Raw genomic sequence first — 21,080 nt, 5'->3', positions numbered from 1 at the left:
GTCCGAGAACCGACCCGGGCCCTTTGCCCACGCATTCCGGACAGGGCCACGGAAGCTGACACCGCATAGGAAATACACGGTTCCGGCACAGAACCCCCTTACGCCCTCTGTCGCCGCGCACGACCGCGCGAGCATCATGGCGTGAGCCGAGCGAAGGGGCGAGCGATGGGGACGCAGACCGTGCACGCGACGGCACGACCCGTGCGGACCAAGGGGCACGGGCGGGTGGTCGTCGACTGGTTGACCACCACCGACCACAAGAAGATCGGTCACCTCTATCTGATCACGTCGTTCGTGTTCTTCCTGGTCGGCGGCGTCATGGCCCTGCTGATGCGGGCCGAACTCGCCCGGCCGGGACTGCAGATCTTGGACAACCAGCAGTACAACCAGTTGTTCACGATGCACGGCACGATCATGCTGCTGCTGTTCGCGACCCCGAGTTTCGCGGGCTTCGCCAACGAACTGATGCCGCTGCAGATCGGCGCCCCGGACGTGGCCTTCCCGCGGCTGAACATGCTGTCCTACTGGTTCTTCCTGTTCGGTGGCCTGATCGTGCTGGGTTCGCTGCTCGTGCCGTCGGGTCCGGCCGCCTTCGGCTGGTTCGCCTACGCGCCGCTGAACAACTCCGCGCACTCCCCCGGCGTCGGCCCCGACCTGTGGATCATGGGCCTCGCGCTGGCCGGCTTCGGCACGATCCTCGGCGCGGTCAACTTCATCACCACCATCATCGGGATGCGCGCGCCCGGCATGACCATGTTCCGGATGCCGATCTTCACCTGGAACACGCTGTTCACGTCGATCCTGGTCCTGCTGGCGTTCCCGGTGCTGGCGGCCGCACTGCTGGTCCTGGAGGCGGACCGGCGCTTCGGCTCGCAGGTCTTCGAGGCGGACAACGGCGGGGCACTGCTGTGGCAGCACCTGTTCTGGTTCTTCGGGCATCCCGAGGTGTACATCATCGCGCTGCCGTTCTTCGGCATCATCACGGAGATCATCCCGGTCTTCAGCCGCAAGCCGATCTTCGGCTATCTGACGCTGGTCGCGGCGACGATGTCGATCACCGGTCTGTCGATCGTGGTGTGGGCGCACCACATGTTCGTCACCGGCGCGGTGCTGCTGCCGTTCTTCTCCTTCATGAGCTTCCTGATCGCCGTCCCGACGGGCGTGAAGTTCTTCAACTGGACCGGGACGATGATCAAGGGCTCACTGTCCTTCGAGACGCCGATGCTGTGGGCGACGGGGTTCCTGGTGACGTTCCTGTTCGGCGGCCTGACCGGGGTGCTGCTGGCCTCGCCACCGCTGGACTTCCATGTCTCGGACACCTACTTCGTCGTGGCACATTTCCATTACGTGGTGTTCGGCACGGTCGTCTTCGCGATCTTCGGCGGGCTGTACTTCTGGTGGCCGAAGTTCACCGGGAAGTTGCTCGACGAGCGACTCGGCAAGATCCAGTTCTGGACGCTGTTCGTCGGCTTCCACACCACGTTCCTGGTGCAGCACTGGCTGGGCGCGGAGGGCATGCCCCGCCGGTACGCGGACTATCTCGCCGCGGACGGCTTCACCGCGCTCAACACGATCTCGACGATCGGGGCGTTCCTGCTGGGCGCCTCGACGCTGCCGTTCCTCTACAACGTCTGGAAGACCGCCAAGTACGGCGTGAAGGTGGAGACCGACGACCCCTGGGGCTACGGCCGGTCCCTGGAGTGGGCCACGTCCTGCCCGCCGCCGCGGCACAACTTCACGACACTGCCCCGGATCCGCTCCGAGTCCCCGGCATTCGACCTGCACCATCCGCAGTACGCGGCCCAGGTTCCGCAGCCCGAGCCAAAGAGCGAGCAAGCCGGTCGTGAGCCGTCCTGATCGCCTCGGTCAGCTCGGCCGGCTCCAGCACCTCGAACTCGAAGCCCGTCATCATCACGTGGATCACCATCACGTCGAGACTCGAGGCCCCGGTGTGCAGGAGACAGCTGTCGGGCCCCTCCGCCTCCAGCACCCCGGCACTCGGCGAGATCCGCTCGGCGGCCCGTTCCTTGGGCACCAGCAGCCGCACGACCGCGTGTGAGGCGTACGCGCGCGTGGAGACGCCTCGCGAGACGTACGCGGCGAGATCGTCGGCCGGCGGGGTGCGCGGAGTGAACCGGGGACCGTGCGGCGGCCTGGGGGTGATCCGGTCGACCCGGAAGGTCCGCCAGTCGTCACGGTCCACGTCCCAGGCGACCAGATACCAGCGCCGCTCGCTGCACACCAGGCGGTGCGGTTCGACGGTACGGCGACTGGACGCGCCCCCGTGGTCGCTGTACTCGAAGCGCAGCCGCTCGGCGTCCCGGCAGAGGTTGGCGAGCTCGGTGAGGACGCCCGGGTCGACGGCGGAGGGCTGGGTGCCGCGCAGCATGGGCACGGTGAAGGCGTTCAGGGCGCCCACCCGGCGGCGCAGCCGGCTCGGCAGGACCTGCTCCAGCTTGGCGAGGGCCCGTACGGAGGTCTCCCCGATCCCCTCGATGCCCTGCCCCGCGGCCGTGCGCAGGCCGACGGCGACCGCGACGGCCTCGTCGTCGTCCAGGAGCAGCGGCGGCAGCTCGGCGCCCGCGCCCAGCTGGTAGCCGCCACCGGTGCCCGGGCTGGCGTTGACGGGGTAGCCGAGCTCGCGCAGCCGGTCCACGTCCCGGCGCACGGTGCGCGGGGTGACGCCGAGGCGGTCGGCCAGGGCGGCGCCGGACCATTCGCGGTGGGCCTGCAGGAGCGAGAGCAGGCGCAGGAGTCGTGCCGAGGTCTCCAACATAAAATCGAGTCTGCCAGCCATTGCGGACAGTTGTTGTCCGCAAGCCTTCCTAGCTTGGACTCATGGCAGACAACAGCGCGACCACAGAGACCCGTGAGATCCGCCCCTTCCGGATCGACATCCCTCAGGCGCGGCTCGACGACCTGCACACCCGCCTGGACCTCACCCGCTGGCCGGACGAGCTGCCGGACGCCGGCTGGGAGTACGGCGCCTCCCTGCCGTATCTCCGCGATCTCGCCGCGTACTGGCGCGGTGCCTACGACTGGCGCAAGCACGAGGCCGCCCTCAACGAGCTGCCGCAGTTCGTCACCGAGATCGACGGCACCCAGGTGTACTTCCTGCACGTCCGCTCGTCCCGGCCGGACGCGCTCCCGCTGATCCTGACGCACGGCTGGCCGGGTTCGATCGTCGAGTTCCTCGGTGTGATCGGCTCGCTGAGCGAGGACTTCCATCTGGTGATCCCGTCCATTCCCGGCTTCGGCTTCTCCGGGCCGACGCGCGACAAGGGCTGGAACGTCAACCGGGTCGCCCGCGCCTGGGCGGAGCTGATGCGCAGGCTGGGCTACGAGCGCTACGGCGCCCAGGGTGGCGACCTGGGCGCGCTGATCTCCCCAGCGCTCGCCCGGGTCGCTCCCGAGTCCGTGGCCGGTGTCCATGTGAACGCCGCCTCGGTCGGGTTCATCCCGCTCGGCCCGGTCGACGAGGAGGCGCAGCAGGGGCTGACCGCCCGCGAGCGGCAAAGCCTTGCGAGCATCGCCGAGTTCACCACGGACGGCTTCGGCTACAACGCCCTGCAGTCGACCCGTCCGCAGACGCTCTCCTACGCCCTCACCGACTCGCCCGTCGGCCAACTGGCGTGGATCATGGAGAAGTTCCAGGCGTGGACGCACTCCTCGGCCACGCTGCCGGAGGACGCGATCGACCGGGACACCCTGCTCACCAACGTGATGCTGTACTGGCTGACCGGCACGGCCGGTTCCGCGGCCCGCATGTACTACGAGAACAGCCATGTGCCGGACTGGTTCCCGACGGCGACCTCCGGGGTGCCGACCGCGGTGGCCAACTTCGGCGAGGACGTGGCGATCCGCCGCTGGGCCGAGCAGGCCAACACCCTGGTCCGCTGGACGGAGTTCGACCGCGGCGGCCACTTCGCGGCCCTGGAGGTCCCCGAGCTGCTGGCCGGTGACGTCAGGGAGTTCTTCGGCTCACTGCGGTGAGGGGCACGCGGTGACGGACACCGACAGGTCGTTGTCCCGCGTGTAGTACGGCCCGGCCTCCACCGGGCCGTACGCCGTCTCCACGCGTGCGCGTGGATAGGTGAACACGGGCTTCTTGTCGGCGACGTCGTCGAGCAGCCGCGCGATCCGCACCCGCGGCCCGCTCTCGCCGTGCGGCCGCAGCCACAGGTCCCAGACTCCGGGTCCGAGCGCCGCGTACGACACCGGGAAGGCGAACCGAGCCTCGTCGGCGGCGACGTCGCTGCGGCGCGCGGGACCCGGGGAGTGCCGGGGGCGCACCTCGGCGTAGGCGTCGGGGGCGAAGCAGGCGCCGTACAGCCGCCCGCGTACGGTCAGTCCGGCGCCCTCGACGCGCAGCTCGCCCGCCTCGGCGTGCGGGGCGCGCAGCCAGCTGCGGACGGTGAGCTTGCCCTGCCGCGTCGCATACGGGATGCGCACGGCGACATGGCCGCGGGAGCCGCTCGGGGTGCGGGCGGTGAGCGCGCGCAGGTCGGTGGCGCCGGGCGCGAGGCGCAGGGGCTCGTCGTCGGCCACGCGCGCGTACGCGTCCCAGCGGCCCTCGGGCAGGGCGACGGTGCTGGGCAGGGCGGCGCGCAGCGTTCCGTCGGCGGTCGGGGCCAGCGGCAGTCCCACCTCCTCGTCCCCGTCGCGTCGGCGCAGCACCAGATGGGCCGTCCTGCTCGCCCCGTCGGCGGTGACGTCGAAGGTCAGTCCGCCCGCGGAGTCGGCGACACAGTCGGCGCGCAGTGACACGTCGTGCCCTGCGGGCATGGTCCTCCCGTGGTTCATGGTGTCCGGTCAGACCGTCGTGGGCCCCCTTTGGTTGCGTGCGGCCGGTGACTCATTGTCGATAGGCCAGTTGCGGAACGTCGAAGCAGGTGTGGTCCATCTCGCCCTGGGAGACCCAACCCCGCCCGTCCTCCCAGCGGGCCACCGACAGGCAGGTCCGGCGGGACTTCGGCGGCTCGGCGAGGTGCTCGAAGGTGACAGGGACGAGGAGGCCGTCCGCGGTGTGGTCCCGGCTGCGGTTCATGTAGGCGTCGACACACGCGCGCGTGATGCCTTGGGCCTCAGCGCATGATGTCGCGGCGTCCGTGAACCACATCGCGGCCGCCCAGCCCTCCAACTGCCACTGGGAGTGCGTCTCGAGGCTCTTCGTGGCCTCCCTGAACTCCCGTACGGCCGCGTGGTCCGTGTCCTCGTAGTTGCGGCTGGCCCCGGTCGCCCACAGGGCGTTGCGGCACCGCGGGGCGTCCTTGTAGTCGTGCGGGACGGTCGAGGTCCAGTTCTGGACGTTGGTGACCTTGGCGGTGACCTCGACGCCCGCCGCGTCCATCGCCTCGCACAGCTGGGCGTTGCCATGGCTGTCGACGGCGTCGAAGACCAGGTCGGCGCCCTGATCCTTCAGGTCGGCCGCCACGGCACGGAAGTTGGGCAGCGCGAAGTCGACCTGCTCGGTGACGACCTTGTACCCCTCGGCTTTCAGCCCCTGCTCGACGAGCCGGGCGTAGGCGGCGGACGCGGCCTGGTTGTACGACACGACAGCCGCCGTACGGGCCCCGTGCTCGCGCTTGAAATAGCGGTAGACCTCGGTGCCGCCGTACTGCTTTCCGCCCCAGCCGGTCGTGCCGCGCCGGGGCGCGAGGCTGCCGTAGATGCCGTAGAGGTGCGGCCAGGTGTCGTAGGCGGCGCCGAGGGGCTGGCCTCCGATGTCGGGCACGCGCGCGTGGGAGACGCGGGAGGCGCCGGCGTAGTCGAGGGCGGTGGTCGCGACCAGGGCGACCACCTTGTCCTCGTCGATCAGCCGGTGCACACAGGTGTTGTTGCCGACCCCGCTGCCGCCGTCGTCGCACTCGCGCACCTCGATCCGGCGGCCGTCGACGCCCCCGCGCGCGTTGAGGCGCTCGAAGTACGCCTTGGCACCGTCGCGCGGGCCGGTGAAGGCGCTGCCGCCGACCGGACTGGTGGCACTGGTGACGATGCCGACCCGGATCGGGGTGTCGTCCTGGGCGGGGGTCGCCCGCTCCCGGTGCTCGAAGTCGCTCTCCGGCAGCCGGCTGCCGCACGCCGTGCCCACCGTGAGCAGCAGGACCGCGAGGGCGGCCTCAGCAGCCCGGAAGAGCCGACGCCGTGGCATTGCCGCTCAACTGGACCAGTGCGCACAGGGTGTTGACGGACACCTTCCAGGTGCCGTCCTGTTCGACCGCCGTTCCGGAGGCGTCCGGAAGGGCGGTGGCGCCGTTCAGCATGAGGGTGTACGTCACGTCGGCCGCCGTCGGCTTGGTGAACCCGACCTTCGTGACCTTCGCCTGCACCTGTCCGCCGCGCTGGTCACCGCTGAAGGCCTGGAGCACCGGCCCCATCTCGTCGCCGTTCTCCAGGACGGCCTGTTTGTCCTTGGTGGAGGTCTTCGGGTCGAAGAACTTCTCCCAGTTCGTCTTGATCTCCCGCTGGGCGGCCGCCGCGTCGGCGGGTCCGCTCGGCGACGGGGCCGCGGAAGGTGTGGTCCGCTCCACGGAAGGCGTCGGCGGCGGGCTCTCGCTGCCGCCGCCGCTGTCGTCGCTGCACGCCGTGAGGGCCACGGTGAGGACGAACCCCACCGCCATCAGCCCCCGGCTGCCGTTCCCCCACGTGCGGTCGCTCCCGAGAACCATCTGGCTCACCACCGGGTGTCGGTCCGGGCCACGTGCGCCCGGTGCTTTCAGGGTCAGCTTCCAGAAGGCATAGTGCAAGCGATTGGCTTACATGGACAGGCACGCGACATGTGGGAGCCAGAGATGCGGACAGCCCGACTGCGGACCGTGCACCCCGTTCTGTGGGCCGGCTGGGCCGCGCTCGCCGCGGGCGCGGTGCTGTGCGTCCTCGGCTGGTACGGCGTCTCGGGCGAGCGTTACGCCGAGCGGCAGCTGCCCTACCTCGCCTCCTGCACGGTGCCCGGCGCCGCCCTGATCGTCGCCGGGGCGGTGCTGCTCACCCACGGCCGGGGCGCGCTCGCCGCCGCGCGCGTGGAGGAGCTGTACGGCCTCCTGGTCACCGCGGAGCCCGATGAGGCCGAGGAGTCCGGCACGGCGGCCGGCGCGCCCCTGGCGGTCAGCGGGGACCTGCTGATGGTGCCCGGCGGCACGCTCTGGCACCGCGCGGACTGCCCGCTGGTCGCCGGGAAGGTCGAGTCGGTCCCGGTGGACGCGAAGCTCCTGGCGAGCGGAGAGCTGGGCCCCTGTCCGATCTGCGAGCCCGTCGAGGAAACCGACTGATGTCGTCGCTGACCTACGACCTCACCCTCGCCGGGTTGTCGGTCGGCAGCGCGGCCGCGCTCACCGGAGTCGGCCTGATCGTGACGTACCGCGCGACCGGGGTGCTGAACTTCGCGCACGGGGCGATCGCGATGGTGTGCGCGTACGTGCTGCGGCAGTGCGTGGTGGAGTGGGGCTGGCCGCTGTGGGCCGGGGCGGTGGTGACCCTGCTGATCCTGGCGCCGGTGATGGGCGTGGTGCTGGAGCGTTTCGTCTTCCGGCCCCTGTCCGTCCTGGGCGGCGATCCGGCCCAGACCCTGGTGGCCTCCATCGGGGTCTTCGTGCTGCTGGTGGGCGGGGCCGCGCTGCTGTGGGGCCAGGGCGCACGGGACGACGCTCCGGAGCTGGTGTCCGCGGATCCCTGGGGGCAGCTGGCGGTCGTCCTGGTCCTGGCGGCCGGCGTGGGCGCGGTGATCCGCTGGACGCGCTTCGGACGGGAGCTGCGGGCCGTCGTGGACGACCGCGGGCTGGCCGTGCTCGGCGGGATCGACGCCGACCGGGTGGCGGCGGCCGGCTGGGCGTTCGGGGCGTTCACGGCGGGCCTGACGGGCGTTCTGCTGGCCCCCTTCGTCCGCCTGGACCCGTACGGGCTGCCCCTGCTCGTCATGGAGGTGGTGGCGGTCGCGGTGGCCGCGCGGATGCGCAGCCTGCCGGTGGCCGTGGTGGTGGCGCTGGGCATCGGGGTGGCCCAGAGCCAGCTGACCCGACTGCACCCCTCGGGCCGGGCCGAACCGTTGCTCCAGGCGGTGGGGGCGAACCTGTTCGTCGTGGCCCTCCTGGTCGCGTGCCTGGCACTCCCCCGCATCGGTACCCGGGATGTGCTCCCCCGGACGGCCACCGCGCGCGTGCCGACGCCTCAGGGCGCATGGATCGTCGCGGTGATCCTTTTCCTGATCCCGCTGGGTTTCGCGGGCTCGGACCTGCACACCTCGGTCCAGGTACCGGCGTTGGGCGTCGTCCTGCTCTCCCTGGTGGTCGTGACGGGCCGGGGCGGCCAGATCTCCCTCGGGCAGGCGGCCTACGCGGGCCTGGGCGCCCTGTTCACCGCCCTGCTGGCGGCGGGCCGCTTCCCGGGCCTTCCCCGGCTGCCGGAACTGGCGGCGCTGGCGCTGGCGGTGGTCCTGGTGGCCCCCCTGGGCCTGCTGACCGGCTGGCCTGCGATCACCCGCCGGGGGCTGGCGCTGGCCCTCGCGACCTTCGCGGTCGGCGTCGGCGTGAGCCGCTTCGTCTTCGCCCAGCCGTACGCCACGTCCGGGCTGTCCCTGGGCCGCCCGGCGGGCTTCGAGGGCGACCGCGCGTACTACGTCATGGAGTTGGCCCTGCTCACGCTCGCCCTCATGGCCACCCACGCCTTGCGCAGAGGCCGGACGGGCAGGGCGCTGGCCGCCATGCGCGACCACGAGTCGGGAGCCTCGGCGGCGGGCGTCCAGGTCCCCGCCCTGAAGCTCCTCGCCTTCGTGGCGGGCGCCGCCCTGGCCGCCCTGGGCGGCGGAATGCTCGGCATGGGCCTGCGCGCCTTCGACCCCACCGCCTACGACCCCGTCCGCGGCCTCCTCTGGTTCGCGGCGGTGGTCGTCCTGGGCGCCGACAGCACCTTGGGCGCCCTGACCGCGGCGGCCCTCCTGGTCGGCCTGGACGCGGGGGCTCGGGGAGGGGTGGCGGCGGCGCTGGTCGGGGTACTGGCGGTGCTGGTGGGACGGTTTCCCGGGGGGCCGTACGAGGCGGTGCGGAGGCTGCGGCCACGTCGGGAGGCGGGCCTGACGACGGCGGGCCTCCAGGCACGGAGACGACTGCGACGGGCGCTGCGGACCGCGACGCCCCCGACCGCGGCATCGGGCGCGGGCGCGAGGCACAGCCAGGAGCCGAGCACCGCTCTCCCTGCCGCCCCGGCGAACACCCCGACGGCGGATCCCGGCGGCGCCCGACCCGGCACGCCACTCCGCGCCGATCCCGGCGGTGTCGAACAAGACCCGTCCCGCCGGAGCCGACCCCCCGCGCCGCACGCCGGCAACGACTCTCCACCGTGGCCACCGGCCCGAGGCCGGGCGGTTCTCACCACGCACGACCTCCGGGCCCGCTACGACGGCTTCACCGCCCTCGACGGAGTCGACCTCACGGTCCCACCGGGCAGAATCACCGCGATCATCGGCCCCAACGGCGCCGGAAAGACCACGCTCTTCCACTGCCTGGCAGGAACCGTCCGCCCCTCCCAGGGCCGAGTCCGCTACGGCGACCGTGACATCACGCGTCTCCCCGCCCACGCCCGGACCCGCCTGGGGATCGCCCGCACCTTCCAACAACTCGCGGTCTTCCCCACATTGACCGTGGCGGAGAACGTCCGGGTCGGCGCCGAGCAAGGCCGGACGACAGACCCGGCCGCAGCGGACCGCGCCCTGAGACTGTTCGCCCTCGACGGCCCCCTGCGCGACGCCCCCGCGGCCGACCTGCCCACCGGCACCCTGCGTCGGGTGGAACTCGCCAGAGCCCTCGCCGGCACCCCGAGCGTCCTCCTCCTCGACGAACCCGCCGCCGGTCTCGACACCGCCGAGGTGACCGCCCTGGCCCGCATCCTGAGGGCCCTCGCAGCCGACGGCACCGCCCTCCTCGTCGTCGAACACGACCTCGACCTGGTCGCCGACCTCGCGGACGTCGTGCACGTCATGAGCGCGGGCCGCATCATCGCCTCCGGCCCTCCGGCCCACGTGCTGGACACACTCGCCGCCCGGGAGACCGCCTCATGACAGCCGTCACGGCCATCTCCCTCCGCCACGCGCGCGTGCGCTACGGCCCCCTGGAGGCCCTGCACGGCATCACCCTCACCGCACCGGGCCCCGGCCTCACCGTCCTGCTGGGCCGCAACGGCTCCGGCCGTACGACGACTCTGCGCGCCCTGGCCGGAACAGTGCCGCTCACCGACGGCAGCGTGGTGTGGGACGGCACCGACGTGACCCGCGTACCGGCGTACGAGCGGGCCCGCCGCGGTCTGTGCCTGGTCCCCGAACGCCGGTCGGTGTTCGGCTCCCTCACGGTCCGCGAGAACCTCGAACTGGCCGCCCCCACCCACGACCTGGCCCTGGACGCCTACCCTCAGCTCGCCCGCCTGCTCCCCCGCCGTGCCGGCACCCTCTCCGGCGGCGAACAACGCATGCTCGCGCTCTCCCGAGCCCTCCTGGCACGAGCGCGGGTGGTCCTCGTCGACGAACCCGCGCAAGGCATGTCTCCCACGGTCGCGGCCCGCACGTACGAACTCCTGGCCGCACTGGACGCGTGTGTGGTCGTGGCCGAGCAACGGCTCCCACCCGCGCTCCGCGACCGGACGGTGATCGTGTACGAACTGCGGCGCGGTGTGGTCGCGTTCGGCGGAGAGGCGGCGGAGCTGCGACCGGGGCGGGGCTGACCGCCCCGCCCCGCCCCGCCCACAGGGAGCTCTCAGATGTCGAGGCGCTGCCCGGGCACGATCAGGTGGGGATCGGCGCCGATGACGGCCTTGTTGGCGGCGTAGACCTTCTGCCAGGTGGTCCCGTGCCGTGCGGCGACCTCGCTGAGCGTGTCGCCCGGGCGGACGGTGTAGTCGCCACGGGAGGCGCCGCGGTTGGTGTGGCTCTCCGAACGGGCCCGCGCCTTCGCCGGCTTGGAAGGAGCGGCCTTGGTCTCGGACGAGGCGGCGGGCACGCTGCCGTACGCCCCGGCGCGTGCCGAGCAGGTCGGCCAGGCGCCCCATCCCTGGGCGCGCTGCACCTTGGTGGCCACCGCGATCTGCTGCGCCTCGGTGGCCTGGTCGGCGGTGGGCGCGTAGGCCGTGCCGCCGTACGCGCGCCAGGTGCCGGCGGAGAACTGGAGTCCTCCGTAGTAGCCGTTTCCGGTGTTGATGTGCCAGTTCCCGCCGCTCTCGCACTGGGCGATGCGGTCCCATACTCCGCCGTCCGCGGCCGCGGAGTTGCCGGCCGCAGCCAGCAGTCCGAGCGGGGCGAGCAGGACGGCCCCGGCGAGGGCCGCGGTGGTTCGGGCCTTACGAGCGTTGTCGCGCGTGGTATCAGCACATTCGGACATGTATTTCCCTCTCGAAGGACTCGGGGTCCCGAGCGGTGCTCGTTGCACACGGCGGAGGAATGTAGAGAGCCTGTGGAGGCGCCAGCAAGCAACGCCCCGTCATTCCAGGCCGATTGCCCGTTACCGCAGGTATCGGCAATTTCCGGCCACCCACTTCATTCGCTGATTTCCTGATTTGTCGACCTGTCACCCAGTCGACCTGTGACCCACTTCACGCAACCAACTTCCTTGGATTTCCAACGACTTGACACTGAGTGCCCGATTCCGCAGCCGAGGTGACCCTGCGCGGTGGATGGTTCGATTCCGTTCGCCCTGGGGCGTGACTCCCGCCACAGATCGCCCGTTGTCTTCTTCATGAGCCCGGGACCCACCCGGGCACCGCTTCCCGAGGGAGTCACCCGTGCCGCGCATGCTCGACGTCAGCGACGAGGTTCGCGCCGAGATCGGCGACGAAGAAGCCGACCGGCTGCTCGCCGGAGAGAACGCCCCCGGCAGCTACGACTGCACCTCCTGCCGCACCCAGGGCGACTCCGCACAGGAGCGCACCAGCACCGTCCTGTTCATCGGCGACGAGACCGCCGTCCTGGCCTTCGCCCACGCCAGCTGCCTGCCCTCACAGGTCGTCCAGGTCACCGAGGAGCAGCTCCGGGGCGCGGTGAAGTCCATCACCGGCGACACCGTCGACCTGGACCCGGACAAGGTCGTACCCGAGCAGGCGGTGCTCGGGGTGACCAGCGGGCTGATCCTGATCGCCGGGGAGCTGCACCCGGCGCTGGTCGTGGAGCCGACCGGGCCGATCGTGCGGCCGGGCGCGACGGGGCTCGGCGACGACTTCCTGCCGCTGCTGATCGAACAGGGGTTCATGCCGCTGACGGCGATCGCGGCGGTGCCGTCCGTGCTGCACGGGTGGTCGGTGCTGCTGGCGGTGGGCCAGCTGCACGCGGTGCTCCAGCCGTCGCCGAACGGCGGGCAGCCGGTGGCCTGGTGGCAGGCGCACCAGCCGCTCCAGGTCACCGAGCCCTGGCGGGCCGCCGCCAACAAGCACCAGCAGGTGCTGATGTTCGCGGCACCGGTGGGCTCCATCGGACGCCAGCCCCGGGAGGATCTGCTGCGGGACGCGCTCGACAAGGCGGCGGCGAACGGCAAGCTGGTCGCGGCCGCGATGCCTCTCGCCGGGACCTGACAACCGGCTGAAGGATCACGCCGGACCGCATCCCCGAGGTCCCGGCGTCGTTTGGACATACGTGCACCCATACGACGCTCCGCGCCGGTTTCCCGGCGGACCATCGGCCACGCCGATCTACGACGCGCTCTACTCCGAGTACGTCAAGGCCTTCCGTTCGCTGCCGGGTGACCGCAGCGGCGAGGAGGAGCTGGGCTTCACCGCGTTCGGGAACACCCCGCACGCCTCGGGCTCGTTCAGCAGCTCGTACAGCGCCTACAGCACGGGTGCGTTCAGCGCCCGCCAGCAGTCGCAGTGGCAGCGGGTGGGACACATCGGGCAACAGCACAGCGGGATGCGCCACGTCCCGGCGGCGCTGCCGCCTCCGCGCAGAGGGATCTGACACATGAGGAAGGGCGGCCCCGGTGGGGGCCGCCCTTCCTCATGTGTACGTCACTTCTTCTTCGCGCCGCGCTTCTCGCGCACCCGCACCGAGATGTGGATCGGAGTGCCCTCGAAGCCGAACTCCTCACGCAGCCGGCGCTCGATGAAACGCCGATAGCCCGCCTCGATGAACCCGGAGGCGAAGAGCACGAACCGCGGCGGCTTGGTGCCCGCCTGGGTGCCGAAGAGGATGCGCGGCTGCTTGCCGCCCCGGATCGGGTGCGGATGGGCGGCCACCAGCTCGCCGAGGAAGGCGTTGAGGCGGCCGGTCGGGACACGCGTCTCCCAGCCCGCCAGAGCCGTCTCGATCGCGGGGACCAGCTTCTCCATGTGGCGGCCGGTGCGCGCCGAGACGTTGACGCGCGGCGCCCAGGCGACCTGGCCGAGCTCGGTCTCGATCTCCCGCTCCAGGTAGTAGCGGCGCTCCTCGTCGAGGCTGTCCCACTTGTTGTAGGCGAGGACGATCGCGCGACCCGCCTCGACGGCCATGGTGACGATCCGCTGGTCCTGGACCGAGATGGACTCCGAGCCGTCGATCAGGATGACCGCCACCTCGGCCTTCTCGACGGCGGCGGCGGTGCGCAGCGAGGCGTAGTAGTCGGCGCCCTGCTGGAGGTGGACCCGCTTGCGGATACCGGCGGTGTCGACGAACTTCCAGGTGACACCGCCGAGCTCGATGAGTTCGTCGACCGGGTCACGGGTGGTGCCGGCCATCTCGTTGACGACGACCCGCTCCTCGCCGGCCACCTTGTTCAGCAGCGAGGACTTGCCGACGTTCGGGCGGCCGATCAGGGCGATGCGGCGCGGCCCGCCGATCGCGGTGCCGAAGCTCTGCTCGGGCGCCTCCGGCAGCGCCTCCAGAACGGAGTCGAGCATGTCACCGGTGCCCCGGCCGTGCAGCGCCGAGACGGGGTGCGGCTCACCGAGTCCGAGGGACCAGAGGTAGGAGGCGTCGGCCTCGCCGCTCGGTCCGTCGACCTTGTTGGCGCACAGCACCACGGGCTTTCCGGCCTTGCGCAGCAGTCGTACGACCGCCTCGTCGGTGTCGGTCGCGCCGACCTTGGCGTCGACGACGAACACGACGGCGTCGGCGGCCTCGATCGCGTACTCGGCCTGCGCGGCCACGGAGGCGTCGATGCCGAGGACGTCCTGCTCCCAGCCGCCGGTGTCGACGACCTTGAAGCGGCGTCCGGCCCACTCGGCCTCGTAGGTGACACGGTCGCGGGTGACGCCGGGCTTGTCCTCCACGACGGCCTCGCGGCGCCCGATGATGCGGTTCACCAGAGTCGACTTGCCGACATTGGGACGGCCGACTACGGCGAGCACGGGCAGCGGGCCGTGCCCGGCCGCCTCGATGGCACCCTCGACGTCCTCGGGGTCGAAGCCCTCTTCCGCGGCGAGCTCCATGAACTCCGCGTACTCGGCATCGCCAAGCGCTCCGTGGTCGTGCTCTTCGGAAGAGCCCTCGGAGTGGATGTGGTCGTTCATGAAGTCCGTACCTCGTTCATCGTGGTGATCGGTGGACCCCCGGTTGTTCCGCCGGATTGATCCACTACTCAGTGTGGCCTAGCGCCCGGTCAGGCGCCTGGCGTTTTGCAGGTGGGCGCTGAGCTGCTTCTGGATGCGCTCGGTCGCCTCGTCGAGCGCCTTGCGCGTACGCCGTCCGCTGCCGTCGCCCGCATCGAAGGGGTCGCCGAAGACGACGTCGACGCGGCTGCGCAGCGGGGGCAGCCCCTGTATCAACCGTCCCGGCTTCTCGGAGCTTCCCAGCACGGCGACCGGAACGACCGGTGCCCCGCTGCGCACCGCGAAGTACGCGAGCCCGGCCCGCAGGGAGGCGAAGTCGCCCTCGCCGCGGGTGCCCTCCGGGAAGATACCGAGCACCCCGCCGGCCTTGAGGACATCGAGCGCCTGGGTGATCGCCCCGCGGTCGGCCACCGAGCGGTCCACCTTGAGCTGTCCGATGGCCGTCAGGAAGGGATCCAGCGGGCCGATGAACGCTTCCTTCTTGATCAGGAAGTGCGTCGGCCGGGGTGACACCCCCATGACCATCGGGCCGTCGATGTTGTGGGAGTGGTTGACGGCGAGGATCGCGGGCCCGGTCGCGGGCATCCTCCAGGCGCCGAGCACACGCGGCTTCCACAGCCCGTACATCAGCCCGACGCCGATCCGTCGCCCGACCTCGGCGCCCTTCGTCGAAGGAACCGTGCCGGAAGAGTCCGCACTCACTTCCCGGCCCGCTTCTCCTCGACGAGGGTGACGACACACTCGATGACCTGCGCGAGGCTGAGCTCGGTGGTGTCCACCTCGACCGCGTCGTCCGCCTTGGCGAGCGGCGAGGTCTTCCGGCTGGAGTCGGCCGCGTCCCGCTTGATCAGCGCCTCGCGGGTGGCGTGGACGTCGGCACCCTTGAGCTCCCCGCTGCGGCGCGCGGCGCGGGCCTCGGGCGAAGCGGTGAGGAAGACCTTGAGGTCGGCGTCGGGCAGCACGGTCGTACCGATGTCCCGCCCCTCGACGACGATGCCCTTCTCGGCCGAGGTCGCCAGCGACCGCTGCAGCTCGGTGATCCGGGCCCGCACCTCGGGCACCGCGCTCACCGCGCTGACCTTGGAGGTGACCTCCTGGGTCCGGATCGGACCGGCCACATCGGTCCCGTCCACCGTGATCGTCGGGTTCTGCGGATCGGTGCCGGAGATGATCTCCGCCTTCCCCGCCACGGCGGCGATCGCGGAGGGGTCGTCGATGTCGATCCCGTTGGTCACCATCCACCAGGTGATCGCCCGGTACTGGGCCCCGGTGTCCAGGTAGCTGAGCCCCAGCTGCGCGGCGACAGCCTTCGAGGTGCTCGACTTGCCCGTGCCGGAGGGGCCGTCTATGGCGACAATCACGGGCTGGGCGGCGCCGTTTTCCACGGGGGGACACCTTTCGGGTGCGGTCTGGCGAGTGGTGTGGGGACGCGACTGTGCCCCGCACAAGGTTACTGGGTGCGCGTCACTCGTCCGGACGCCCTCGTCCGGACTCCTGCCCTACTGCCGGATGGCCCAGCCCCGCTCCCGCAAGGACGCCGCCAGCACCGGCGCCGCCGACGGCTCGACCATCAGCTGCACCAGCCCCGCCTGCTGCCCTGTCGCATGCTCGATCCGCACATCCTCGATATTGACCCCCGCCCGCCCGGCGTCCGCGAAGATCCGGGCCAGCTGCCCCGGCTGGTCGTCGATGAGCACGGCCACGACCTCGTACACCCGAGGAGCGGACCCGTGCTTCCCGGGCACCCGGACCTGCCCGGCGTTCCCCCGCCGCAGCATGTCCTCGATCCCGGTCGTGCCCTCGAGCCGCTTCGCCTCGTCCGCGGACTGCAACGCGCGCAGCGCCCGCACCGTCTCCTCCAGGTCCCCGGCGACATCGGTGAGCAGATCGGCCACCGGACCCGGATTCGCGGAGAGGATGTCGATCCACATCCCGGGATCCGACGCGGCGATCCGGGTCACATCCCGGATCCCCTGCCCACACAGACGTACGGCGGCTTCCTCGGCGTGCTGGAGCCGCGCGGCGACCATGCTGGACACCAGATGAGGCATGTGCGAGACAAGCGCCACAGCACGGTCGTGGGCGTCTGCGTCCATGACCACCGGCACCGCACGACAGTGCGAGACCAGCTCCAGCGCGAGGTTCAGCACCTCGGTATCGGTGTCCCGGGTGGGGGTCAGCACCCAGGGCCGCCCCTCGAAGAGATCCCCGGAGGCGGCCAGTGGTCCGGACTTCTCGCGACCGGACATCGGATGCGTACCGATGTACGAGGAGAGGTCGAGCCCCAGTGCCTCCAGCTCCCGCCGCGGCCCGCCCTTCACGCTGGCCACGTCGATGTACCCGCGAGCCACCCCGCGCCGCATCGCGTCGGCGAGCACCCCGGCCACGTGCGCGGGCGGCGCGGCGACGATCGCGAGGTCGACAGGCCCCTCGGGCGCCTGGTCCGTACCCGCTCCGAGCGCGGCGGCCGTACGGGCCTGCTCGGGATCGTGGTCGGCGAGGTGGACGGTGACACCGCGCCCCGCCAACGCCAGCGCGGCGGACGTCCCGATCAGCCCGGTCCCGACGACGAGTGCGGTCCTCACTGTGCGATGTCCTTGCGCAGGGCGGCCGCGGCGCCGAGGTAGACGTGCGCGATGTCGGCGCGGGACCGGTCGGACTCTATGTGCGCGAGAACACGGACGACGCGGGGCATGGCTCCCTCGATGTCGAGTTCCTGGGCGCAGATCAGCGGTACATCGGCGAAACCGGTGCCGAGCTTGCGTGCCGCGGCCGCGGGGAAGTCGCTGTGCAGGTCGGGCGTGGCCGTGAACCAGATGCTGATCAGGTCGTCCGCGGTCAGCTCGTTCCGCTCCATGATGGCGGTGAGCAGCGCCCCGACCTGCTCGTCCATGTGGCCGGCCTCGTCCTTTTCGAGTTGGACGGCGCCCCGGACCGCTCGTACCGCCACGGCGTTGCTCCTTGCTGATGTGCGTTCGGCTCCTGACCGTCCAGCCTAGTCAGCCCGTGCGGGGCGGGTGCACGGCGCCCGCACCCTGAGATGGCGTCCCGGACCGTGCCAATGTCACCTGAATGTCCCAGTTCCGCTACTTGGGGTGAAAACACACCTGTGCGCCTCTGGACTCGGGGCCCGGGGTCCGCTCTGATGGCAGGAAACTCGCCTCGGGGGAGGCCCCTTACATGAAGCGTTCCGGACCGTTGCTGACCCTGCTCGCGGGATTGCTGGTCGGCCTGTTCATGCTCTCGCTCAACGCCACGACGGGAGAGAAGGCCACCTCGTCGTACGTGAAGCCGTCGCCCAGCACCAAGGCGTCAGCGAGCACCGCACCGGCACGGACGTCCGCGCCGCCCAGCCCGTCCCCGTCCCGGACCCCCGTGCCCGAGGGCGTCTACACGGGCCGTACCGACGACGACTCCTCCGCGGTCGCGATCACCGTGCGCGACGACAAGGCGATCGCCTACGTCTGCGACGGCCACAACATCGAGTCGTGGCTGCAGGGTGACGTGAAGGACGACGGCAGCCTGCGGCTGACCGGCAAGGGCGGCGCGAGCCTGGACGGCAAGGTGAAGGGGACCACGGAGATCCGCGGCACGGCCCACGTCGGCAGCGGGAGCTACGCCTTCACCATCGGCAGGGCGAAGAAGTCGTCCGGGCTCTACCGGGCGAACAGCACGGTGGCCGGCGCGAAGATCGAAGGCGGCTGGATCGTCCTTCCGGACGGCGAGCAGGTCGGCATCCTCAAGCGCGACGGCAAGCCCTCCCCGGCACCGAGGATCGACCCGGAGACCGGTGCGGTGACGGTCGACGGACAGCAGCTCACGGCCCGTCCGGTAACCCCCTGACCTAGGGCGAAGGAGCCGATCATGACCGTCGACCCGAACGCGGCCACCCAGAGCTGGCCCTCGCCCGAACCCGAGCGCCGCTCCGGCCCGGCCCGCTATCTGATCCCCGCCCTCGTGGCCGCCGCGGTGGCGGTCGCCCTGGGCGCGTACGGCAAGGTCCACGACCCGACGGGGACGGCCTTCAACCTCGCCGGCTTCAGCAGCACGGGCGCGGTGAAGTCGTGGCTCGCGACGGTCGCGTTCTTCTTCGCGATCGTGCAGCTCGTCTCGGCCCTGATGCTGTACGGCAAGCTTCCGGGCCCGAGCTGGTCCGCCACCTTGCACCGCTGGTCCGGCCGTGTGGCCTTCCTGGTCGCGGTGCCGGTCGCGGTGCACTGCCTGTACGCGCTGGGCTTCCAGTCGTACGAATCACGCGTTCTGTGGCACTCCCTCCTGGGTTGCTTCTTCTTCGGTGTGTTCAGTGCCAAGATGCTGCTGCTCCGCTCGGAGCGACTTCCCGGCTGGCTGTTGCCGATCGTCGGCGGGCTCGTCTTCACCACGCTCACGGTCCTCTGGCTGACCTCGGCCCTCTGGTTCTTCCGCACCTTCGGAGTCACGACATGACGCACAGCCCGACGCGGCGCACGATCCTTCTCACGACGGGCGCGGCCGCGCTGACCGTCGGCTGCAGCGAGTACGGCAACGAGAACGGCGACTCCGGGTCCAGTTCGGTGGAGGCCGGCACCGAACTGGCGAAGACCAGCGAGATCCCGGTCGGCGGGGGGAAGATCTTCAAGGACGAGAAGGTCGTCGTCACCCAGCCGAAGGAGGGCGAGTTCAAGGCCTTCTCGGACATCTGCACCCACCAGGGCTGCCAGGTGACCAGCGTGTCCGGCGGCACCATCAACTGCCCCTGCCACGGCAGCAAGTACCACATCACGGACGGCTCGGTGGCCAACCCACCCGCCACCAAGCCGCTGCCCGAGAAGCAGATCAAGGTCAGCGGGGACTCGATCCAGTTCGGCTAGGCGTCCCAGAGCGCCCCGAGCGTCATCAGTTCACTGCCGTACTCGATCCGGTCGGCCCACGCGGCCGGCCAGGCGTCCGCCCCCAGGTGGGCGCCTGCGAAGGCGCCCGTCAGGCAGGCGATCGAGTCGGAGTCGCCGGAGCTGCACGCGGCCCGCCGCAGTGCCGTCAGCGGCTCGTCGGGGAACTGCAGGAAGCACAACAGCCCGGTCACCAGGGCTTCTTCGGCGATCCAGCCCGCCCCGGTGGCCAGACACGGGTCCTCCTCGGGCGAGGCGGTGCGCACGGCGTCGTCGAGCCGGTCGAGGATCGCCAGGCACTCGTCCCAGCCACGCGCGATGAACTGCCCGGGCGTCCGGTCCTGACCGCGGGTCCACAGGTCGCCGAGCCAGCGCTCGTGGTACTGCCCCCGGTTCACCAGGGCGTACGACCGCAGCAGCCCGACCAGTTCGCCCGGCTCGGCTCCCTGCAGAAGCAGCCGCACGGCGCGCGCGGTGAGGTCGGACGCGGCGAGCGCGGTCGGATGCCCGTGGGTGAGCGCGGACTGCAACTGGGCGGCGCCCGCGCGCTGTTCGTCGCTGAGCCCGAGAACGAGTCCGACGGGTGCCACACGCATGTTGGCGCCGCAGCCCTTGGAGTTGATCTGGCTGGCTTCCTGCCAGGGCAGTTGCTCGTTCTTGAGCAGAGAGCAGGCCCGCAGACAGGTGTTTCCCGGCGCCCTGTTGTTCTCCGGTGACTGATACCAGTCGACGAACTCCTCCCTCAGCGGCCGCTCCAGGTGCTCGGGCCCGAGCACCCCCCGGTCCATCGCCGTCCGCAGGCCCCTCCCCAGCGCGAGCGTCATCTGCGTGTCGTCGCTGACGATCGCCGGGGTCCGCAGCTCCATCTCCCGCCAGGGTCCGCACTTGGCGAGGATCGACGGCACGTCATTGAACTCGGTCGGGAAGCCGAGGGCGTCCCCGAGGGCGAGGCCGACGAGTGTTCCGGTGGCGGCGCGTTTGGTCAGGATCGTGGTCATGCGGGGCGTCCTTCCGGGGACGGTCGGAGGAGAGGGGGGTGCAGGGCGGTGGCCGGCCCCGCGCGATAGAGCGCGGCCGGTTTGCCGCGGCCGCCGGTCAGACGTGCGGCGCCGGGGACTGCCTCGACGAAGCCGGGCGTGGCGAGCACCTTGCGGCGGAAGTTGGGCCGGTCGAGGGTGGTGCCCCACACGGTCTCGTACACCTGCTGGAGCTCGCCGAGAGTGAACTCCGGCGGGCAGAAGGCGGTGGCGAGGCAGGTGTACTCGAGCTTGGCCCCCACGCGTTCCTGGGCGTCGGCCAGGATGCGGTCGTGGTCGAAGGCGAGCGGCCCCGCCTTGTCGTACGGCACCCAGCGGGCCTCGGCCGCATCGCTGCCGCCGTGCGGCTCGGGCGGATCCGGGAGCAGCGCGGCGAACGCGACGGAGACGACCCGCATCCGGGGGTCGCGGTCGGGCTCGCTGTAGGTCCGCAGCTGCTCCAGATGCAGCCCGGAGACGTCCGACAGCCCGGTCTCCTCGGCGAGTTCGCGCCGGGCCGCCGTCTCCGCGGACTCGTCCGGGTGCACGAACCCGCCGGGCAGCGCCCAGTGTCCGGCGTACGGCTCCTGCCCCCGCTCGACGAGCAGCGCGTGCAGGGCGCCCTCCGCGACGGTGAGGACGGCGAGGTCGACGGTGACGGCGAAGGGTTCGTGGGCGTACTTGTCGTAGTCCACTCGCGCTCGCC

At 71.3% G+C, this 21,080-nt stretch carries 21 protein-coding genes and 1 pseudogene; 10 read left to right on the top strand and 12 right to left on the bottom strand.

Features of this window, described 5'->3' with window-relative positions; genetic code table 11:
- Positions 1 to 165 precede the first annotated feature (165 nt).
- Positions 166 to 1,737: pseudogene (ctaD, locus tag OG841_RS36530) on the top strand (aa3-type cytochrome oxidase subunit I); the annotation flags it as partial.
- Here ctaD and OG841_RS36525 read toward each other — a convergent pair.
- Positions 1,736 to 2,776 (bottom strand): helix-turn-helix transcriptional regulator, encoded by a 1,041-nt coding sequence (locus OG841_RS36525; protein ID WP_371568502.1) that lies wholly within the window; start codon positions 2,774 to 2,776, stop codon positions 1,736 to 1,738. The pseudogene ctaD and the gene OG841_RS36525 sit on opposite strands and share 2 nt — an antisense overlap.
- Before the next feature lie 62 nt (positions 2,777 to 2,838).
- On the opposite strand from OG841_RS36525, the gene OG841_RS36520 reads away from it, so the two are divergent.
- Positions 2,839 to 3,993, top strand: a complete 1,155-nt coding sequence (locus tag OG841_RS36520) for an epoxide hydrolase family protein (protein ID WP_371568499.1) — start codon at positions 2,839 to 2,841, stop codon at positions 3,991 to 3,993.
- Here the strand turns inward: OG841_RS36520 and OG841_RS36515 are convergent.
- The 3 genes from OG841_RS36515 to OG841_RS36505 form a co-directional block, all read right to left on the bottom strand.
- Complete coding sequence (locus OG841_RS36515; protein ID WP_328637484.1) at positions 3,982 to 4,785, bottom strand: hypothetical protein; 804 nt, start codon at positions 4,783 to 4,785, stop codon at positions 3,982 to 3,984. The two genes, OG841_RS36520 and OG841_RS36515, sit on opposite strands and share 12 nt — an antisense overlap.
- 70 nt (positions 4,786 to 4,855) lie before the next feature.
- Positions 4,856 to 6,151 (bottom strand): ABC transporter substrate-binding protein, encoded by a 1,296-nt coding sequence (locus OG841_RS36510; RefSeq protein WP_371568496.1) that lies wholly within the window; start codon positions 6,149 to 6,151, stop codon positions 4,856 to 4,858.
- Complete coding sequence (locus tag OG841_RS36505; RefSeq protein ID WP_371568494.1) at positions 6,120 to 6,668, bottom strand: hypothetical protein; 549 nt, start codon at positions 6,666 to 6,668, stop codon at positions 6,120 to 6,122. Before OG841_RS36505 ends, OG841_RS36510 begins: the two co-directional genes overlap by 32 nt.
- 123 nt (positions 6,669 to 6,791) lie before the next feature.
- Here OG841_RS36505 and OG841_RS36500 point away from each other — a divergent pair, with 123 nt between their 5' ends.
- The 3 genes from OG841_RS36500 to OG841_RS36490 are packed head-to-tail and all read left to right on the top strand — an operon-like array spanning position 6,792 to position 10,704.
- Complete coding sequence (locus OG841_RS36500) at positions 6,792 to 7,268, top strand: hypothetical protein (protein ID WP_328637487.1); 477 nt, start codon at positions 6,792 to 6,794, stop codon at positions 7,266 to 7,268.
- Positions 7,268 to 10,048, top strand: a complete 2,781-nt coding sequence (locus tag OG841_RS36495; protein WP_371568491.1) for an ABC transporter permease subunit — start codon at positions 7,268 to 7,270, stop codon at positions 10,046 to 10,048. Before OG841_RS36500 ends, OG841_RS36495 begins: the two co-directional genes overlap by 1 nt.
- Positions 10,045 to 10,704, top strand: coding sequence for an ABC transporter ATP-binding protein (locus tag OG841_RS36490; RefSeq protein ID WP_328637489.1), 660 nt, complete (start codon positions 10,045 to 10,047; stop codon positions 10,702 to 10,704). The genes OG841_RS36495 and OG841_RS36490 overlap by 4 nt, the downstream gene beginning before the upstream one ends.
- A 32-nt stretch (positions 10,705 to 10,736) precedes the next feature.
- Here OG841_RS36490 and OG841_RS36485 read toward each other — a convergent pair whose 3' ends face one another.
- On the bottom strand, positions 10,737 to 11,357 hold the full coding sequence (locus OG841_RS36485; RefSeq protein WP_328637490.1) for a transglycosylase family protein: 621 nt from the start codon (positions 11,355 to 11,357) through the stop codon (positions 10,737 to 10,739).
- 400 nt (positions 11,358 to 11,757) lie between these two features.
- On the opposite strand from OG841_RS36485, the gene OG841_RS36480 reads away from it, so the two are divergent.
- Together OG841_RS36480 and OG841_RS36475 are read left to right on the top strand one after the other, a co-directional pair.
- The gene (locus tag OG841_RS36480; protein ID WP_328637491.1) at positions 11,758 to 12,540 is read left to right on the top strand and encodes a hypothetical protein; all 783 of its coding nucleotides are present in this window, start codon (positions 11,758 to 11,760) and stop codon (positions 12,538 to 12,540) included.
- A 61-nt stretch (positions 12,541 to 12,601) separates the two neighbouring features.
- Positions 12,602 to 12,922, top strand: a complete 321-nt coding sequence (locus tag OG841_RS36475; RefSeq protein WP_328637492.1) for a hypothetical protein — start codon at positions 12,602 to 12,604, stop codon at positions 12,920 to 12,922.
- Between the two features lie 50 nt (positions 12,923 to 12,972).
- On the opposite strand, the gene der is transcribed toward OG841_RS36475, so the two are convergent.
- The 5 genes from der to aroH all read right to left on the bottom strand — a co-directional run bounded on the left by der (position 12,973) and on the right by aroH (position 17,440).
- Positions 12,973 to 14,451 (bottom strand): ribosome biogenesis GTPase Der, encoded by a 1,479-nt coding sequence (der, locus tag OG841_RS36470; RefSeq protein WP_328637493.1) that lies wholly within the window; start codon positions 14,449 to 14,451, stop codon positions 12,973 to 12,975.
- Positions 14,452 to 14,529: 78 nt separating this feature from the next.
- Positions 14,530 to 15,117 (bottom strand): lysophospholipid acyltransferase family protein, encoded by a 588-nt coding sequence (locus OG841_RS36465; protein ID WP_328643494.1) that lies wholly within the window; start codon positions 15,115 to 15,117, stop codon positions 14,530 to 14,532.
- A 71-nt stretch (positions 15,118 to 15,188) separates the two neighbouring features.
- A complete protein-coding gene (gene cmk, locus OG841_RS36460) occupies positions 15,189 to 15,875 on the bottom strand; it encodes a (d)CMP kinase (protein ID WP_328637494.1) in 687 nt (228 codons plus the stop codon).
- Positions 15,876 to 15,989: 114 nt separating this feature from the next.
- Entirely contained in the window at positions 15,990 to 17,075 is a 1,086-nt protein-coding gene (locus OG841_RS36455; protein WP_371568484.1) for a prephenate dehydrogenase, read from the bottom strand.
- Complete coding sequence (aroH, locus tag OG841_RS36450) at positions 17,072 to 17,440, bottom strand: chorismate mutase (RefSeq protein WP_328637496.1); 369 nt, start codon at positions 17,438 to 17,440, stop codon at positions 17,072 to 17,074. The genes OG841_RS36455 and aroH overlap by 4 nt, the downstream gene beginning before the upstream one ends.
- Before the next feature lie 230 nt (positions 17,441 to 17,670).
- On the opposite strand from aroH, the gene OG841_RS36445 reads away from it, so the two are divergent.
- Genes OG841_RS36445 through OG841_RS36435 form a run of 3 tightly spaced genes read left to right on the top strand, consistent with a single transcriptional unit; the run spans position 17,671 to position 19,340 of the window.
- Complete coding sequence (locus OG841_RS36445; RefSeq protein WP_328637497.1) at positions 17,671 to 18,333, top strand: hypothetical protein; 663 nt, start codon at positions 17,671 to 17,673, stop codon at positions 18,331 to 18,333.
- Between the two features lie 21 nt (positions 18,334 to 18,354).
- A complete protein-coding gene (locus tag OG841_RS36440; RefSeq protein WP_371568481.1) occupies positions 18,355 to 18,936 on the top strand; it encodes a DUF6529 family protein in 582 nt (193 codons plus the stop codon).
- Positions 18,933 to 19,340, top strand: a complete 408-nt coding sequence (locus OG841_RS36435; protein ID WP_328637500.1) for a Rieske (2Fe-2S) protein — start codon at positions 18,933 to 18,935, stop codon at positions 19,338 to 19,340. Before OG841_RS36440 ends, OG841_RS36435 begins: the two co-directional genes overlap by 4 nt.
- Here the strand turns inward: OG841_RS36435 and OG841_RS36430 are convergent.
- Together OG841_RS36430 and OG841_RS36425 are read right to left on the bottom strand one after the other, a co-directional pair.
- Entirely contained in the window at positions 19,337 to 20,356 is a 1,020-nt protein-coding gene (locus tag OG841_RS36430) for an ADP-ribosylglycohydrolase family protein (protein ID WP_371568478.1), read from the bottom strand. The two genes, OG841_RS36435 and OG841_RS36430, sit on opposite strands and share 4 nt — an antisense overlap.
- A complete protein-coding gene (locus OG841_RS36425) occupies positions 20,353 to 21,069 on the bottom strand; it encodes an NUDIX hydrolase (protein WP_371568475.1) in 717 nt (238 codons plus the stop codon). Before OG841_RS36425 ends, OG841_RS36430 begins: the two co-directional genes overlap by 4 nt.
- Positions 21,070 to 21,080 lie beyond the last annotated feature (11 nt).

Source organism: Streptomyces canus (assembly GCF_041435015.1).
Taxonomy (GTDB): domain Bacteria; phylum Actinomycetota; class Actinomycetes; order Streptomycetales; family Streptomycetaceae; genus Streptomyces; species Streptomyces canus_G.
The sequence above is the reverse complement of the archived record's forward strand: the minus strand, read 5'-3'. Positions and strand labels throughout refer to the sequence as shown.